The organism is Pseudomonas sp. S2_H10, from assembly GCF_054668285.1.
This window is the reverse complement of record NZ_CP162754.1, coordinates 861,711-877,996: the sequence shown is the minus strand read 5'-3', so window position 1 is coordinate 877,996 and position 16,286 is coordinate 861,711. Positions and strand designations below refer to the sequence as shown.

The window sequence follows — 16,286 nt, the reverse complement described above, 5'->3', positions numbered from 1 at the left end:
TGGTTCGACGGGTACGAAAAATGACAACGCCCAACATAGATACCAACGAAGTGCTGATAGATTGCCAGTCAGTCTGGAAAATCTTCGGGAAAGCCGCACCTGCTGCGATGAATGCTGTCGTTCAACAGGGGCTCACCAAGACTCAGATCCTGCAAAACTACGGCTGCGTGGTCGGGGTCTCGGACGTCAGTCTCCAGGTTCGCCGGGGAGAGATCTTTTGCATCATGGGATTGTCAGGCAGTGGCAAATCTACCCTGATAAGGCTGTTGAACAAACTCATCACACCCAGCGCCGGCAAGATCGTAGTCAAGGGCAAGGAACTCTCTTCGTTGAATGCTGCACAACTGCGCGAGGTGAGGGCGCGTCACATCGGCATGGTTTTCCAGAGCGTTGCATTGCTGCCTAACCGTACGGTTCTGGAGAACACCGCGTTTGGCCTGGAAGTGCAGGGCGTGGGTAAGGCCGAGCGCTACAAGGTCGCCGAGCAGGCCTTGGCCAAAGTCGGGTTGAGCGACTGGATGTCGCGTTACCCCAGCGAATTGTCCGGGGGCATGCAGCAACGGGTAGGTCTTGCCCGGGCAATCACCGCAGACCCCGAAGTGATCCTGATGGATGAGCCTTTCAGTGCGCTCGACCCGTTGATTCGCCGGCAGCTGCAGGATGAGTTCCGCCAGCTGACCAAGGAACTGGGCAAGTCGGCGGTATTCATCACTCACGATCTGGATGAAGCGATTCGAATCGGTGACCGGATCGCGATCATGAAGGACGGCGCGATCATTCAGGTGGGGACGGCCGAGGAGATTGTCCTCAACCCGGCTGACGATTACGTCGCGGAATTTGTCGCCGGCATCTCCAGGTTGCACCTGGTCAGGGCGCACTCCGTCATGACGCCCGTCGAGGCATTCAAGGCCGCGAACCCCGGCTGCGACATCGCAAGGCTCAGCAAGACCACGGTGGATGCCGATATCAACGAGCTGATCGGCTTGACGATGAAGTCCGAGCGCGACGCACTCGCGGTGGTGGATAAAGGCGCGGTGATCGGGATCGTTACACCGCGTGATTTGCTGCGCGGCGTTCAAGGCATTCCAAACGAGTTCGCGGCTTCTCCTGCCGCCACTGCGCTGGAGGCGTCGACATGAGCACGCCTGACTTTTCCGACCAGTTCGATTCGGTCGTCGATTCGAGCCTTGAATGGCTGATGGACAACGGAGAGTCCGTGTTCGACACGACCAACGCGTTTTTGAAGGGCGTTTACGAAGCTGTGCAGTGGTGCATCGCCTATCCGCCTTATTACGTCATTGCGATTGTCATTGCCCTGATCGGTTGGCGCGCGGTTGGCTTGCGTTTTGCGATTCTGAGCGGGCTGGCCCTGTTGTTCTGTAACGTCATCGGTTTATGGCCGGAAACAGTCAGCACCCTTGCTCTGGTGCTGACGGCTACCGTGCTTGCCCTGGTGGTCGCGATTCCACTGGGCGTGCTGGCGGGTCTGGCGCCTTCATTCGATCGGGTCGTGGATCCGTTCCTCGATCTGATCCAGACCATGCCGCCCTACATCTACTTGCTGCCGGCCATTGCGCTGCTGGGCTATGGCACCGCCACGGCGCTGTTGGCGACGTTCATCGTGGCCGTGCCACCGGCCATGCGCCTGACCTCCCTGGGGATTCGCATGACGCCCAAAGAGTTCATCGAACTGGGGGACGCCAGCGGCGTCACCGGCTGGCAGATGTTTTTCAAGATCCGCCTGCCGTTTGCCATGCCCAGCATCATGGCCGGGGTCAATCAGAGCCTGATGATGGCTTTCGGCATGGTGGTCATCGCCGGTATCGTCGGTTCCGGCGGCCTGGGTGAATCGATCTATGGTGCAGTGCGCACGCTGGACATCGCCAAGTCGATCAACGCCGCCATTGCCATCGTGATCCTGACCATGATTCTGGATCGGCTGGCGCAGAGCGCGGCACGGTCGCGGATGGGAGAATCGAAATGAGTGCTGCACAAATCCATTTTTCACCCGGCGCATTTCTCGCCCCCGCGGTCGATTGGCTCAACACCCATCTGCACGGGTTGTTCAAAGTCATCAGCCAGGTGATCGAGGCGGTACTGGGCGGTGTCGAGAGTGCATTGCTTGCCCCGCATCCCTATGCCCTGATCGGTGGGGTCGTGGTCTTGGCATGCTTTTTTGCCAACAAGAAAGTGGCGCTGTTTGCTGCATTGATGTTGGCATTCTGTCTGTTCTCCGGGCTGTGGATGGCATCCATGCAGACCATTGCCCTGGTCTCGGTTTCGGTGCTGATTTCAGTCTCCATTGCCTTTCCACTTGGCGTTCTGGCCGCTCGGGTGAAGCGGGTCGACGAGGCGTTCCTGCCGATCCTCAACATCATGCAAACCGTACCGCCCTGGGTTTACCTGATCCCGGCCGTGATGCTGTTCAGCCTGGGGCGAGTGCCCGCGATCATTGCGACCATCGTCTACGGCATTCCACCGATGCTCAGATTGACGACCCTGGCCTTCAAGCAGCTACCCAAGGAGTTCCTTGAGCTGGGCCAGGCCATTGGTGCTTCGCCAAGGTCGATCCTGTTCAAGATCGAATTGCCGACTGCCGCGCCGACGCTGTTGGTGGGGTTGAACCAATGCATTCTCCTGTCACTGGCGATGGTGGTGTTGGCAGGCCTGGTGGGGGCGGGTGGTCTTGGGGCTGAAGTGACCCGAGGGCTCACGAGGATGGAGATGGGCCTGGGTCTGCGTGCCGGTCTGGCGATTGTCGCTGTTGCACTCCTGCTCGATCGCCTGTCTCGCGGCGCGCTGCAACGTCACTCCCCACGCAAACTCCTGTGAGAGCTTTCCAGAATGAGACGTAGCTTTTTTTGTGTTGATTCCCATGCGTGCGGGAATCCGGTTCGGGTCGTGACGGCTGGCGGGCCATTGTTGCCCTCCGTGTCGATGGCGGAGCGACGCGAGATTTTCGTGCGCGATCATGACTGGATACGCACGGCGTTGATGTTCGAGCCGCGTGGGCACGACATCATGTCCGGTGTGATCATCTACCCGTCCTCCCGCGAAGATTGCGACTTCGGTGCCTTGTTCATCGAAGTCAGCGGGTGTTTGCCCATGTGCGGTGCAGGCACCATCGGATTGTCTACCGTCGTCATCGAAGAAGGCCTGGTCACGCCTCGCGAACCTGGCCGGCTGGCCATCGAGACACCGGCTGGTCGTGTGGATGTCGACTACACCATGAACGGCGAATATGTCGATTCCATTCGCCTGTTCAACGTGGCCAGTTATCTGCACAGCGCCGATGTGGCGGTCGATGTGCCGGGTGTCGGCGAGCTCATCGTCGACATTGCCTACGGCGGTAATTTTTATGCGGTGGTCGAGCCGCAGGAAAACTGGTCCGGCTTGCAAGGATTGACCACGGCAGACATCGTCAGCCTGAGTCAGAGGCTGCGCACCGCCCTGGTGCAAGTCAGTGATCCGGTGCATCCGGAAAACAGCAGGATCAGCGGCGTTCACCATGTCATCTGGTGTGATGAAGAACACTCCACGGCTGCCGATGGGCGCGGTGCGGTGTTCTACGGTGACAAGGCCATTGATCGCTCGCCCGGTGGCACGGGCACCTCGGCGCGCATGGCGCAACTGTTTGGCAAAGGACGCTTGAAGGTCGGGCAGACTTACCGCAACGAAAGCCTGATCGGTACGATCTTCGAAGGGAAGGTTGAGGCGTCGGTGAAAGTCGGGGTGTTTGACGGCATCAGGCCGAGCATCGGTGGCTGGGCGCAAATCACCGGACACAACACTATTTTTGTCGACGACAAGGATCCCCTTCGTCACGGTTTTCAGCTTGCTTGACCGGGCAGCGGTGGTATCAGGATGATGGGCTTCTCAACGTTGCAAATGACGCCTTCCAGAACGTGAAAGAGTGGATCGAAGATTGATCGAAAGACGCCAGTTTAGCGGAGGCATGAAGGGGAAAAATCTTCGCTATGTGAATGACAACCCCAATCAGCCGGCGCAGATGGTTCGAGCAGGATTCCTCCTGCTTGAGCATTTCTCCCTGCCAGCGTTCACCCAGGCGCTGGATACGATCGTCACGGCGAATCTCCTGCGGCCCAGGCTGTTCTCCTCCCGCACATTCGGCTTGAACGACGGCGAGGTCGTCAGTGATCTGGGCCTGGTCATCCGCCCGGATGCGCGTATTGATGGTCTGGCCCTTCAGGACCTGGACCTGCTGGTGATTTGTGGCGGCTACAGGACCGAGCTCAGGGCGTCCGATGAGTTCATCCAGTTGCTCAAGACCGCCGCGGGTCTGGGCATCACGCTCGCCGGGCTGTGGAATGGCGCCTGGTTCCTGGGGCGCGCCGGGTTGCTCAGCGGTTACCGCTGCGCCATCCATCCCGAGCATCGTCCCGCGCTGGCCGAGTTCTGCAAGGCGACACAAGTCAGCAGCGAGCCTTATGTGATCGATCGGGACCGGCTGACAGCCTCCAGTCCTTCCGGGGCGTTCCACATGGCCCTGGACTGGATCAAGGGGCTGCACGACAAAGCCCTGGTCGAGGGCATCGAGGACATTCTCGCGTTTGAAGAGTCGCGCTACCGGCGCATCAAGCCGACAGAAAACATCTGTTTGAGCGCACCGCTGCGCGAGGTGGTCAAGCTGATGGATGCCAACCTCGAAGAACCCCTCGAGCTGGAGCAACTGGCGGCCTACGCCGGCCGCTCACGCCGCCAGCTCGAACGCCTGTTCAGGGAGCAACTGGGCACTACACCGCAACGCTATTACCTGGAGCTGCGCATCACCGAAGCGCGTCGGCTCCTGCAGCACACGGAGCTTTCCCAGGTCGATGTGCTGGTGGCCTGTGGTTTTGTGTCCCCCAGCCATTTCAGCAAGTGCTACAGCTCCTACTTTGGCTATCGCCCGTCGAAGGAAGTCCGGCTGGTCAAGTAAAGGCACCCCGATCATCCCTTGATTTCTCGTCAGGGGAGCGGGGCCCGAGCCCGATTTCCAGCACCCTTTGTTCTCTTGTCCGCCACGCCAAAGCGCGGTCTCACCGACCACTTGTCGCTAGGTGTTCAGGGTTGTTTTGTTTGTGTATTTTAATTGTAGACACAAAGAATAACGTTGTTTTATAGTTCGAATACAGGTAGTAGACAGCGTTCACTCACCCGTACAAAGGTTTCTCATAAATGGCTACCAAAGAACTCGAACAACAGGCCGGCACGGATCTGCCCGTTGACCGTAAAGCGGTGCTGGGAGAGGCGCTGCGTCGCCGGATCCTCAGCATGGAGCTGGCACCTGGCGCAGTCGTCGACGAACTGGCCCTGTGCGACGAGTTCGGCCTTTCCCGCCCGCCTGTGCGCGAGCTGATGCGGCAGATGGCGGCCGAGGGCTACATCGATCTCGAAGCAAACCGCGCCGCCCGCGTTTCGTCGATGAGCTACCAGTCGTTGCGAAGCTTCTTTCTGGCAGCACCGCTGATTTACATCGCCACCACTCAACTGGCGGCTGCCCATGCGACGCCTTCCGAGATTGCAGAGTTGAAACGCATCCAGGCGTTTTTCCGCACGGCCATCGAAGAAAAAGATGTCGAGAAGCGCGTGCTCTATAACGACGAATTCCATTTGCAGATCGGCAAGATGGCTCATAACGCGTACTTGATGCCAAGCCTGCAGCGCTTGCTGATCGACCATGCGCGGTTGGGCAAGATCTTCTATCGCCATCCGACGACAGTGGACATGCAAGCGGACCTGGAAGTGGCGGCGCAACAACATGACGAAATGATCAGTGCCATTGAAAACCACGATCAGGTTCTGGCAGGAGATATCGTCCGTGCGCATCTGGAACTGTCGCGACGTCGCATGTCCGAATACGCCGCGCCGGAAGGGTTGGATGTAGCACTTACCTACTAGAAAGCAGTACCGATGCCACTTGCATGAACAGTGTGAAGAGCATGTGCAGAAGGGACGCTTTTAGTCATTACAAATATAAAAGAGCCCAGGTCGCGAAAAATGGCAAAAATCAGATACACACCTGCAGATGACTCTACATGCGGCTGGTTCCACCTGAGCCAGCCAAGAGTGGCCCGTTCGCCTCAATCCGGCATTCGCTCGGCCCGCTGGGTCGTACTCGGTGCCGGGTTTACCGGGCTTGCAGCCGCCCGCCAACTGGCGCTGAATTTTCCGGATGACGAGATCGTCCTGATCGAGGCCCAGGAAGTCGGTTATGGCTCCTCCGGCAGAAATGCTGGGTTCGCCATCGACCTGCCTCACGATATCGGTGCCGATGACTACATCGGCGATATCACCACGGCGAAGATCAGCATGGAGCTGAACCTGACAGGGCAGCACATCCTCAGGGACCTGGTGGAAAAGCACCGGATCGACTGTCAGTTCCGTATGTGCGGGAAGTATCAGGCGGCCATTGAAGACCGGGGTATCTCGGTTCTGGATGCTTATCGCCGTGGTCTGGACAAGCTCGGTCAGGATTACCGGATGATCGAAGAGAAAGACTTGCCGGACCACATCGGCACGCATTTCTATCGCAAGGCGTTGTTCACCCCTGGCACCGCGCTCATCCAGCCGGCAGCCTTGGTAAAAGGCCTGGCCGACAGCTTGCCGGCTAACGTGACGCTATATGAAAACACGCCGATCACCGAGGTGGAGTACGGCGACAAAACCATCCTTACCCATAAGAACGGGCGCATTGTCGCGGACAAATTGCTGCTGACCAATAACGCCTTCGCCATGAGTTTCGGATTCTTGAAAGGGCGCATGCTGCCGATCTTCACGTATGGCAGCCTGACCCGGCAGCTCACGCCAGACGAGCAGGCACGTCTGGGCGGCAAACCGTACTGGGGCGTGATTCCTGCCGATCCGTTCGGCACCACGTTGCGCCGGACCACGGACAACCGCCTGTTGGTGCGCAACAGCTTCAGCTTCAATGCCGATGGCCGCAGCCATCAAAAATACCTGGAGCGCTTTAGCCAGCGCCACAAGGATTCGTTTGAACGCAGATTTCCCATGCTCCCCGACGTCAACTTCGAGTACACCTGGGGCGGGTCGCTGGCGTTGTCGCGCAACCACATGGCGCACTTCGGGCAACTGGCCAACAACGTCTATGGCGCACTCTGCTGCAATGGCCTGGGTGTCACCCGTGGCACGGTGACAGGGACCTTGCTGGCCGACTGGCTGGCAGGCAAGAAAGATCCGCTGATCGACTTTCTGTTGTCGTCCCCGGGTCCTAACAGAAACCCACCTGAACCGCTGCTTTCCGCAGGCGTGAACATGAACTTGCTGTGGGGCCAGTGTCGGGCGGGTAAAGAAAGCTGATTACGCAACACAGTGACAGGCAAGTTGAGCACTAAGTTTCTGGATTAAAGTTTTGGTTTATTAGTTGGTCCATCAAGGCCGCTGGTTTCTTATCGAGTCGGCTTTAGTTTGCCCGGAATTTGGCTTTGCGCTTCAGCCCCAAGAATTGCCGAAGCGAAACAGGAGATAATAATGACAAGTCCTAATACCTCTATTGAGGATGTTCCGCTTAATAACTTTCACCGTTTACTGACGGCCCGCTCCGGGGGCGGGTCATTTGTCGATGGTTATGTACTGAGCATTATCGGCATAGCGATGATGCAGATTACCTCAGCGCTGGACTTGTCAGAGTTCTGGCAGGGAATGATTGCCGCATCGGCACTCATGGGTGTGTTTTTTGGTGGTTTCATCGGTGGCTGGCTGACCGATAAGTTGGGCCGCAAAAAAGTTTATTTCGTTGGGCCGACATTGTTCATCCTTTGTTCGTTGGCACAGTTTTGGGTCGAGTCAGCCCCGGTATTGTTCGCCCTCAGATTTATCATCGGGCTGGCGGTGGGTATCGAATATCCGGTGGCCACGTCCTTGTTGGTCGAGTTCCTGCCGAAGAAGCAACGCGGTCCCCGGCTCGCGGCGCTGACCATCCTGTGGTTTGCCGGCGCGGCATTTGCCTACCTGGTCGGCACTTCGATCCTGAGTGTAGGGGGTGATGACGCCTGGCGTTACGCACTGGCCAGTGCCGCCGTCATCGGGCTGGTGCTGCTGTTGCTGCGTGTCGGCACCCCCGAATCCGCGCGCTGGCTCTTGAGCAAAGGGCGCGAGGGAGATGCAGAACAGGTGATCAAGCGTGTGTACGGCCAGCACTATTCGCTTCGAGACCTGCCCGAAGAACCAGACCAGAAGAAAATGACATTTCGGGATTTGCTTCACTCCGGTTACGGGAAACGCTTGTTCTTTGTTTCGATCTTCTGGTCCTGCTCGATCATTCCGGTGTTTGCCGTCTATGCCTTCGCCCCCAAGGTTCTCCTGGCGTTGAATCTGAAAGGCGAGTGGGCCTCATACGGCTCCATGGCGATCACAATGCTGTTTGTTGTGGGGTGTGTCCTGGCGACAAGGCTGATCAACACCATTGGCCGGCGCTGCATGCTGATTCACAGCTTTCTCTGGTCCGGCCTGGCGCTGTTGGGGCTGGCGACTTTCTCGAGCAGCAATGAAGTGCTGGTGCTCCTGCTGTTCGGCGCCTACGCGGTGTTTATCGGCGGAGCACAGGTGCTGCAACTTGTTTATCCGAATGAGTTGTTCCCCACAGAAATTCGCGCATTTGCCGTAGGCATCGGAACTTCTCTTTCCCGTGTGGGCGCCGCGGTGGGTACTTACCTGGTCCCTGTTTCGCTGCAGACACTGGGTATCGGCAACACCATGTACGTCGCCGCGTTGGTCACCTTTATCGGGCTGATGGCGGCTTGGGCCATGGCCCCCGAAACACGTTCGCTGAACTTGCGCGATGCGGCGGCGCTTACCAATTAGTAGTTGGATCCGTGACAGATGGCGGTGGACGCCAGGTTGAAAAACATTCCCTTAGTGATGGAGAGGCAATCATGAAATTCGAAGGCATTTATACCCCGGCAATCACTCCTTTGACCGCGAGCGGTGAAATCGACAAGGCCGCTTTCGCCGATGTGCTCGAGTATCTGATCGAGTCGAAGGTGCACGGCATTATCATTGGCGGTTCGACTGGCGAGTACTACGCCCACACCGCTCAGGAACGCATCGAACTGGCCACCCAGGCCAAGGATGTCATCGGCGGACGTCTCCCGCTGGTGGTGGGTACCGGTGCAATCCGCACTGAAGACTCCGTCGAATATGCCAAGGCTGCTCGCGAGATCAAGGCCGATGCGATTCTGGTGGGCTCCCCGCCTTATGCGCTGCCGACCGAGAAAGAAAACGCGATCCACGCACTGACCGTGGATCGCGCCGCCGGCTTGCCGATCATGCTCTACAACTACCCGGCACGTATGGGTGTCAGCATGGGCCCGGAGTATTTCGCCGCCGTTGCCGAAAGCAAAAACATCGTGGCCATCAAGGAAAGCTCCGGCGACATGGCGCAAGTGCATCGCCTGGCCCGGGAATACCCGAACATCGGCCTGTCCTGTGGCTGGGACGACCAGGCGCTGGAGTTCTTCGCCTGGGGAGCCCGCAGCTGGGTCTGCGCCGGCTCGAACTTCATTCCCCGTGAGCACGTGGCACTCTACGAGGCCTGTGTCGTCGAGAAGGACTTCGATAAAGGTCGCAAGATCATGAGCGCCTTCATGCCGCTGATGGACTTCCTGGAAAGCGGGAAATTCGTCCAGTCGATCAAGGTGGGCTGCGAGTTCAACGGCCTTCGCACCGGCAGCGTGCGTTCGCCTCTGCAGCCGATGTACGAACACGAGAAACAGGCTTTGCAGGACATCATCACCACTCTCAAACGTGACGTCGCCCTGGTGACCGGGAGCGCAAAATGACAAGCCTTCTCAGCGCGGCAGAATACGCCGCCATCGCTCGGGAGCTGAAGTTCCCGACTCAGTCGTTCGTCAACGGCGAGTCCTACAGCTCGGTATCGGGCAAAACCTTTACGACAACCAACCCGGCGACCAATGACGTGCTGGCCGAGATTACCGCCTGCAACGCTCAAGACGTCGATTTCGCGGTGGCCAAGGCCAAGGAGGCCTTCGAAGACGGTCGCTGGCATAAGTTGAGCCCGGGCGAGCGCAAGAAGGTGCTGTTGCGTTTTGCCGATCTGCTGGAGCAGAACTCCCACGAGCTGTCTGTCCTGGAAAGTCTGGACAGCGGCAAACCCGTGCGCGAGTGCCAGCTCACGGATGTACCGGAAACCATTCACATGATCCGCTGGCATGCCGAGTTGATCGACAAGATCTACGACAGCACCGCGCCGGTCGGCTCCGGCGCCTTGTCACTGGTTGTGCGCGAAGCCATCGGCGTGGTGGGCCTGGTATTGCCCTGGAATTTCCCGCTGCTGATGCTGGCGTGGAAAATCGGTCCGTCGCTGGCCGCGGGCTGCTCCATCATCGTCAAGCCGGCCAAGGAAACCACCTTGACCGCACTGCGTGTCGCCGAACTGGCGCATGAAGCCGGCGTGCCGGCCGGTGTGTTCAACGTGCTGTCTGGCGGGGGCGGCGAAGTAGGGGAGCCGCTTGGCCGGCACATGGACGTGTCCATGGTCAGCTTCACCGGCTCGACAGCCACCGGCCGCAAGTTCCTCAACTACGCGGCGGACTCGAACCTCAAGCGCATCGTGCTGGAGTGTGGCGGCAAGAATCCGGCCGTGGTGATGAATGACATCGAAGACCTGGACCTGGTCGCCAGCCACGTCGTCAATGGCGCGTTCTGGAACATGGGCGAGAACTGCTCAGCATCCTCCCGTCTGATCGTGCATGCCGATATCAAGGACGAGTTGTTGAAGCGCATCGGTGTGCAGATGCGCGAATGGAAAATGGGCAATCCACTGGATCCGGAAAATCGCCTCGGCGCCATGGTCAGCAAAGCGCATTTCGAGAAGGTTCGCTCCTACCTCGAGCAAGCCGCGGTCGAGAAACTCGACGTTGTCTATGGCGGCAACACCGAGAGCGAAATCTTTGTCGAGCCGACCGTTGTCGATGGTGTTGGTGTCGGCAGCCGCCTGTTCCAGGAAGAGATCTTCGGCCCTGTGCTGGCGGTGACGACCTTCAACACCGTCGACGAGGCCATCGCCCTGGCCAATGACTCGGTGTACGGCCTGGCAGCCTCGGTCTATACCGATAACCTGCGCAACGCCATCAAGCTCTCGCGTGAAATCCGTGCGGGGATCGTGACGGTCAACTGCTTCGGTGAAGGTGATGCTTCCACGCCGTTTGGCGGCTACAAGGAGTCGGGGTTTGGCGGGCGCGACAAGTCAATCTGGGCCCATGACCAGTACACCGAAATCAAGACCATCTGGATCGACGTCTCTGACCGGTAGTTCACCGGGCTGATGACAGCGCTATGCACACCCGTCCCGAATACCAAGAATGTCGGGATGGGTGCTGCTGCAATTGAAAAACAACTGATGGCGAATATCCATTTCACGATCGGTCCAAAGGCTATTAGATTGCAGCTTGCAGGGGAGTCGCCCGTTTAACTGAAGGACACGACATGACGTACCGAACAGGTAGAGAAGCTTTTTTCCACGGCGTACGCACGCTCATCCCGCTGACTCCCGGGGTCATTCCGTTCGGTTTGATCACCGGGGTCATGGCGATCGAGATGGGCATGTCGCCCGGCATGAGCATGGGGATGACATTGCTCTTCTACTCTGGCTCCGCTCAGCTGGTTGCACTGCAGCTCCTGCAAAATGGTGCCTTGCCGGTGACGGTGGTGGTCACGGCCCTGATCATCAACTTGCGCTTTATCATGTACAGCGCTTCGTTGGCCCCTTACCTGCACCACTTGCCGCGTCGCTGGACGTGGCCGGTGTCCTACCTGCTTTCCGACCAGTCCTATGCCCTTTGCACGCTGAAGTTTTCCTCGGGAGAACTGGGTCGGTTCGCGCCGCATTTTTATGCCGGCACAGCCGTTGCCATGTGGCTGACCTGGCAGCTGTCAGTGTTCGCAGGGGTTTACCTGGGGGCAAGCATTCCCGAGGCGTGGTCGTTGAGCTTTGCCGTGCCGCTTTCCTTTCTGGCGCTACTGGTTCCGGGCATACGCAGTGCGGCGAGCCTGGGGGCCGCAGTGACAGGGGGGCTGATTGCAGTGTCAGCCGTAAAGCTGCCCTACAACCTCGGCTTGGTAACCGCTTCCATCGGTGGCGTCATTGCAGGGTTGCTGATTGAAAACGCTCGCAGGAAAACCTCGGGCAGTGCTTCAACCGGTAACGTCGAGAGGGAATCGCAATGAGTGATTGGGCATTGTGGGGGATGTTTCTGGCGGTCGGCATTGGCACCTTTGTCATGCGCCTTTCCTTTGTGGAGCTTTATGGCCGGTGGCGAATTCCCCCGCTGCTGAGTCGGGCATTGATGTACGTGCCGGCCAGCGTGCTGGCAGCCCTGGTGTTACCCGCGGTGGTGTACCCCGGCGGGCAGGGAGCGTTTGTGTTCGCCAACCCGCAGATACCCGCAGCCATTATCGCGGCGTGGATCGCCTGGAAGACGCGAAGCACCGTCCTGACCCTGGCTGTGGGGATGGCGGTGCTGTGGGGGTTCAAGTTCATCGCTGGGTAATCTCCCCGCGTCCATGCGGGTTGCGCTTACAGCGTGCCGATGCGCTCGAGTTCGCGCTCCAGCGCATCGCGGTCAAGTTGTGCAAAGGGCAGGGCGAGCAATGCCCGGCAGCGCGTTTCGATGTGCGCCAGGGTTGAGTGGAACGCGGCCGATACCGTCGCTTCATCGCCCTTGATGTCCGATGGGTCTTCCAGGCCCCAATGGGCCTTGAGTGCCGTCCCGAAGTACACCGGGCACGCCTCGCCGGCAGCCTTGTCGCAGACCGTGATGACGATGTCCGGCAGGTTGGTTTCGAACGCCTCGTTGCCTTTGCTGCTCAAGCCGTCGATGGCAATGCCGGCCTCTTGCAAGGTGCTCAGGGTGCGCGGCAGCACGCGTCCCTTGGGGAAGCTGCCGGCACTGATGGCTGCAAAACCTGCGGGGGCGAGATGGTTGAACATGGCTTCGGACAGGATGCTGCGACAGCTGTTGGCGGTACACATAAACAGAACGCGCATGGTGGCTCCTCTTTGCAGTCGCACAGGGTTAAACGCTCAGGCGCAGGGCCAGGGCAGACAGGGTGATGAGCAGGATCGGCAGCGTCAGCACCACGCCGACCCTGAAGTAGTAACCCCAGGTAATGCGGATGCCCTTGCGCTCCAGCACATGCAGCCAGAGCAGGGTGGCCAGGCTGCCGATCGGGGTGATCTTGGGGCCCAGGTCGGAGCCGATGACATTGGCGTAGATCATGGCTTCACGCACCACACCGGTGGCGTCGCTGGCCTGGATCGACAATGCGCCCAGCAGCACCGTGGGCATGTTGTTCATGGCCGATGACAGCAATGCCGTGAGCAGACCGGTGCCCAGCGCGGCGCCCCAGATGCCGAACGCTGCCATGTGGTTCAGGGCCATCGTCATGTAGGTGGTCAGTCCGGCGTTTTTCAGCCCGTAGACCACCAGGTACATGCCCAGCGAAAAGATCACCACGTGCCAGGGCGCTTCACGCAGCACCCGGCGGGTGGAAATCACATGCCCGCGCGCCGCCACGGCGAACAGCAGCGCGGCACAGACCGCGGCGATGGCGCTGACCGGAATGCCCATGGGTTCCAGCGCAAACAGCCCGATCAACAACAGCGCCAGGACCACCCAGCCGACGCGGAAGGTCAGCGGATCACGTACGGCCCGGCGTGGATCCTGCACGTCTTCCAGGGCGTAGTGCCGGGGAATGTCACGCCGGAAAAACCAGTACAACACGGCGAGCGTGGTCGCCACGGCAACGAAGTTGACCGGCACCATGATGGCGGCGTATTCGCTGAAGCCCAGGCCGAAGTAGTCCGCCGAAACGATGTTGACCAGGTTGGACACCACCAGCGGCAGGCTCGCCGTGTCGGCAATAAAACCGGCCGCCATGACGAACGCCAGGGTAGAGGCCGGCGAAAAACGCAGGGCGAGCAGTATTGAAACGACGATGGGGGTCAGGATCAGGGCTGCACCGTCATTGGCAAACAGCGCCGATACGCCGGCGCCCAGCAGTATCGTGAAGACGAACAGGCGCCGCCCGTCACCCTTGGCCCAGCGCGCCACATGCAACGCGGCCCACTGGAAAAAACCGGCCTCGTCGAGCAGCAGGCTGATGATGATCAGCGCGATGAACGTGGCGGTGGCGTTCCAGACAATGGCCCACACCAGCGGAATGTCGTGCAGCGTCACGACGCCGGCCAGCAGGGCCAGAACGGCGCCCAGGGAAGCGCTCCAGCCGACGCCCAGGCCCTTGGGTTGCCAGATGACCAGCACCATGGTCAGTAGGAAAATGCCAAACGCAATCAACATGTGGAATCTCTCGAGCAATGAAGGTCAGCAGCAGACGGAGGTGTTCAGAGGGCGGTCGCCCATCGCGTTCAGGCGAGCGATGTTGTCTTCGAGCCAGTCGGCGTTTGCCAGCAACGTGGTCTCGAGCACGTCGCGGACCCACGCCGGCAAGTCGGGATTGAGCCGGTAGTACACCCATTGCCCCTGGCGGCGGTCCAGCAGCAGGCCGCATCCGCGCAGCTGTGCCAGATGGCGGGAAATCTTCGGCTGGCTGTCGTCCAGGGCACAGACCAGCTCGCACACGCACAGCTCGCCTTCGCGGGTGATGAGCAAAGTGGCCCGGGCGCGGGTTTCGTCGGACAGGCACTTGAATACGGCGGCAGGATTGAGCATTGGCATGGTTCGATACATGTGGTTATTCGAATATACGTTTTTCCATATGTACTGTGCAAGCCGGCGGGACTCAGGAAGGCAAGGCTGATCAGGTATGAGGTAGACTCGAGGCGTTTCGGCACAAGACAAAGGAGAGGCGAGGAATGGAGTCGTTTAGCGTTCGCGAGTTGAAAAAGACTGACACTGAAGCCTTGTTGGCTTTCGAAATCCGCAACCGTGAATGGTTCGAAGCGCATATCGATGCGCGCGACCCTGGGTTTTACTCATTGCAGGGCGTCGCCGAGCATATCGACAGCTATCTGACCGGCCTGGCCATTGGCGCCTGGCACCCGTTTGTCATCGAGGATTGCAGCCAGGCAATCATTGGTCGAGCCAATCTGAAAAGCATCGACCTGGCGACGGGCTCCGCCGAGGTGGGTTATCGAATCGATCAGCGTTCGTGCGGTCAGGGGCTGGCAACACTGGCGCTGAGGCATCTGATCCAGCAGGCAAGGATGCGCTGGGGGATTACGCAACTGGTTGCCTTTGCCTTCAAGGAAAACCTGGGCTCAAGAAAAGTCCTCGAGCGCTGCGGATTCCAGCTTGAGCAGGCCGCTTGTCACGAAAATACGGGCAACGAAGACCGGTTCGTCCTGTCGATATAGACAAAATCCCCCGGTCAGTCCTGCTGCGCTTGATCTGCAGGCACCTCTTTCCAGCTGTCGTCCGGATCAAAGCGCTTCATCGACTGCGCGAGTTTTTCGCCGCCGGGGCCCAGGTCTTTTTCGAACACCTGGCCTTCATGGCTGATCATGAAACTCATCACCCCGGTGTCGTTGTATATCGCCGGCCAGGCGATCAGGGCAAAACCGCGGCTCATCTTGTCGCCGATGAGGTAGCTGTAGGCGCCACCCGGTGCCGAAGGCCCCTGGCCATTGAGGATGCGGAAGCGGTAGCCATGCCACTCTTCTTCGTCAATCGCCTTGCCGAATGAAGGCCCCAACGGGCTGATCTGGTCGCTGTCGTCTTCTGCCCAGTAGAGCCCGTCGTGCTTGCCGGGGGTGCTGACGATTTTCTGCGCATACTCGAGTGCGCCATCACCGTCCCGATCGACTGCTGCGTAGTCCATCTGCGCGTCGTGATAGGCCAGCACCGATTGCACCGCCGCCAGTTCATTGCGGCCGATCTGGCGTGCGCGGATCTCGGCACTGCCGGCCTTCATGTCGAAGCGCCAACCGCTCGCGACTTTTACCAGGGGAATAGGCAGTGTCCAGTTCTCGGGACCGACCGCGAGGATGCCCTTGCGCTCGCCGCTTTTTTCAATGTGGTGCTGCTCGCGGTATTGCTCCAAGAACGCATCGACGTCCTTGCGCTGCACGCCTTCACGCGGGATGTAATTGTGCCAGTTATCGCCCAGCAACTCGGTCAGGCGTGCCTGGTCGGCCTGTTCCGTGCCCAGTGCCTGGACAAAGGCCTCTGCGGCCTTTTCCGGGGTTGGAAAGGCCTGCTGGGCCGTCGCCAGGCACGACCACATCAAGCCGGCAGCTATTGCGAGGACATGAGGCCGCAAGCCCTTGAATCCTTTCATTCGAGGAT

At 59.4% G+C, this 16,286-nt stretch carries 17 protein-coding genes; 13 read left to right on the top strand and 4 right to left on the bottom strand.

Annotated features, from left to right (window positions below; all coding sequences use genetic code 11):
- The first annotated feature begins 20 nt into the window (after window positions 1-20).
- From AB4O16_RS03850 to AB4O16_RS03795, 12 genes are all read left to right on the top strand, one after another.
- On the top strand, window positions 21-1,139 hold the full coding sequence (locus AB4O16_RS03850; protein WP_460157045.1) for a quaternary amine ABC transporter ATP-binding protein: 1,119 nt from the start codon (window positions 21-23) through the stop codon (window positions 1,137-1,139).
- Window positions 1,136-1,984, top strand: a complete 849-nt coding sequence (locus AB4O16_RS03845) for an ABC transporter permease (protein WP_460157044.1) — start codon at window positions 1,136-1,138, stop codon at window positions 1,982-1,984. Before AB4O16_RS03850 ends, AB4O16_RS03845 begins: the two co-directional genes overlap by 4 nt.
- A complete protein-coding gene (locus AB4O16_RS03840) occupies window positions 1,981-2,832 on the top strand; it encodes an ABC transporter permease (RefSeq protein ID WP_460157043.1) in 852 nt (283 codons plus the stop codon). Before AB4O16_RS03845 ends, AB4O16_RS03840 begins: the two co-directional genes overlap by 4 nt.
- 12 nt (window positions 2,833-2,844) lie before the next feature.
- The gene (locus tag AB4O16_RS03835) at window positions 2,845-3,843 is read left to right on the top strand and encodes a 4-hydroxyproline epimerase (protein WP_460157042.1); all 999 of its coding nucleotides are present in this window, start codon (window positions 2,845-2,847) and stop codon (window positions 3,841-3,843) included.
- Window positions 3,844-3,955: 112 nt separating this feature from the next.
- Window positions 3,956-4,939, top strand: a complete 984-nt coding sequence (locus tag AB4O16_RS03830) for a GlxA family transcriptional regulator (RefSeq protein ID WP_460157041.1) — start codon at window positions 3,956-3,958, stop codon at window positions 4,937-4,939.
- A gap of 239 nt (window positions 4,940-5,178) precedes the next feature.
- A complete protein-coding gene (locus tag AB4O16_RS03825) occupies window positions 5,179-5,901 on the top strand; it encodes a GntR family transcriptional regulator (protein ID WP_460157040.1) in 723 nt (240 codons plus the stop codon).
- A gap of 99 nt (window positions 5,902-6,000) precedes the next feature.
- A complete protein-coding gene (locus tag AB4O16_RS03820; RefSeq protein WP_460157039.1) occupies window positions 6,001-7,320 on the top strand; it encodes an NAD(P)/FAD-dependent oxidoreductase in 1,320 nt (439 codons plus the stop codon).
- Window positions 7,321-7,491: 171 nt separating this feature from the next.
- A complete protein-coding gene (locus tag AB4O16_RS03815) occupies window positions 7,492-8,823 on the top strand; it encodes an MFS transporter (protein ID WP_460157038.1) in 1,332 nt (443 codons plus the stop codon).
- A 71-nt stretch (window positions 8,824-8,894) separates the two neighbouring features.
- Entirely contained in the window at window positions 8,895-9,800 is a 906-nt protein-coding gene (locus AB4O16_RS03810; protein WP_460157037.1) for a dihydrodipicolinate synthase family protein, read from the top strand.
- Complete coding sequence (locus AB4O16_RS03805) at window positions 9,797-11,293, top strand: aldehyde dehydrogenase (RefSeq protein ID WP_460157036.1); 1,497 nt, start codon at window positions 9,797-9,799, stop codon at window positions 11,291-11,293. Before AB4O16_RS03810 ends, AB4O16_RS03805 begins: the two co-directional genes overlap by 4 nt.
- A 173-nt stretch (window positions 11,294-11,466) precedes the next feature.
- Window positions 11,467-12,207, top strand: a complete 741-nt coding sequence (locus AB4O16_RS03800) for an AzlC family ABC transporter permease (protein WP_160386353.1) — start codon at window positions 11,467-11,469, stop codon at window positions 12,205-12,207.
- Entirely contained in the window at window positions 12,204-12,530 is a 327-nt protein-coding gene (locus tag AB4O16_RS03795; RefSeq protein WP_460157035.1) for an AzlD domain-containing protein, read from the top strand. Before AB4O16_RS03800 ends, AB4O16_RS03795 begins: the two co-directional genes overlap by 4 nt.
- Before the next feature lie 26 nt (window positions 12,531-12,556).
- Here the strand turns inward: AB4O16_RS03795 and AB4O16_RS03790 are convergent, their stop codons facing one another.
- Genes AB4O16_RS03790 through AB4O16_RS03780 form a run of 3 tightly spaced genes read right to left on the bottom strand, consistent with a single transcriptional unit; the run spans window position 12,557 to window position 14,711 of the window.
- Complete coding sequence (locus tag AB4O16_RS03790; protein ID WP_160386349.1) at window positions 12,557-13,027, bottom strand: arsenate reductase ArsC; 471 nt, start codon at window positions 13,025-13,027, stop codon at window positions 12,557-12,559.
- 28 nt (window positions 13,028-13,055) lie between these two features.
- A complete protein-coding gene (locus AB4O16_RS03785) occupies window positions 13,056-14,339 on the bottom strand; it encodes an arsenic transporter (protein ID WP_160386348.1) in 1,284 nt (427 codons plus the stop codon).
- A 24-nt stretch (window positions 14,340-14,363) separates the two neighbouring features.
- Window positions 14,364-14,711 (bottom strand): metalloregulator ArsR/SmtB family transcription factor, encoded by a 348-nt coding sequence (locus AB4O16_RS03780; RefSeq protein WP_460158030.1) that lies wholly within the window; start codon window positions 14,709-14,711, stop codon window positions 14,364-14,366.
- 143 nt (window positions 14,712-14,854) lie between these two features.
- Between AB4O16_RS03780 and AB4O16_RS03775 the strand changes: the two genes are divergently transcribed.
- Window positions 14,855-15,355: a GNAT family N-acetyltransferase gene (locus AB4O16_RS03775; RefSeq protein ID WP_460157034.1), complete on the top strand. Its 501-nt coding sequence runs from the start codon at window positions 14,855-14,857 to the stop codon at window positions 15,353-15,355.
- A 14-nt stretch (window positions 15,356-15,369) separates the two neighbouring features.
- Here AB4O16_RS03775 and AB4O16_RS03770 read toward each other — a convergent pair whose 3' ends face one another.
- Window positions 15,370-16,278, bottom strand: coding sequence for a DUF2950 domain-containing protein (locus AB4O16_RS03770; protein WP_460157033.1), 909 nt, complete (start codon window positions 16,276-16,278; stop codon window positions 15,370-15,372).
- Window positions 16,279-16,286 lie beyond the last annotated feature (8 nt).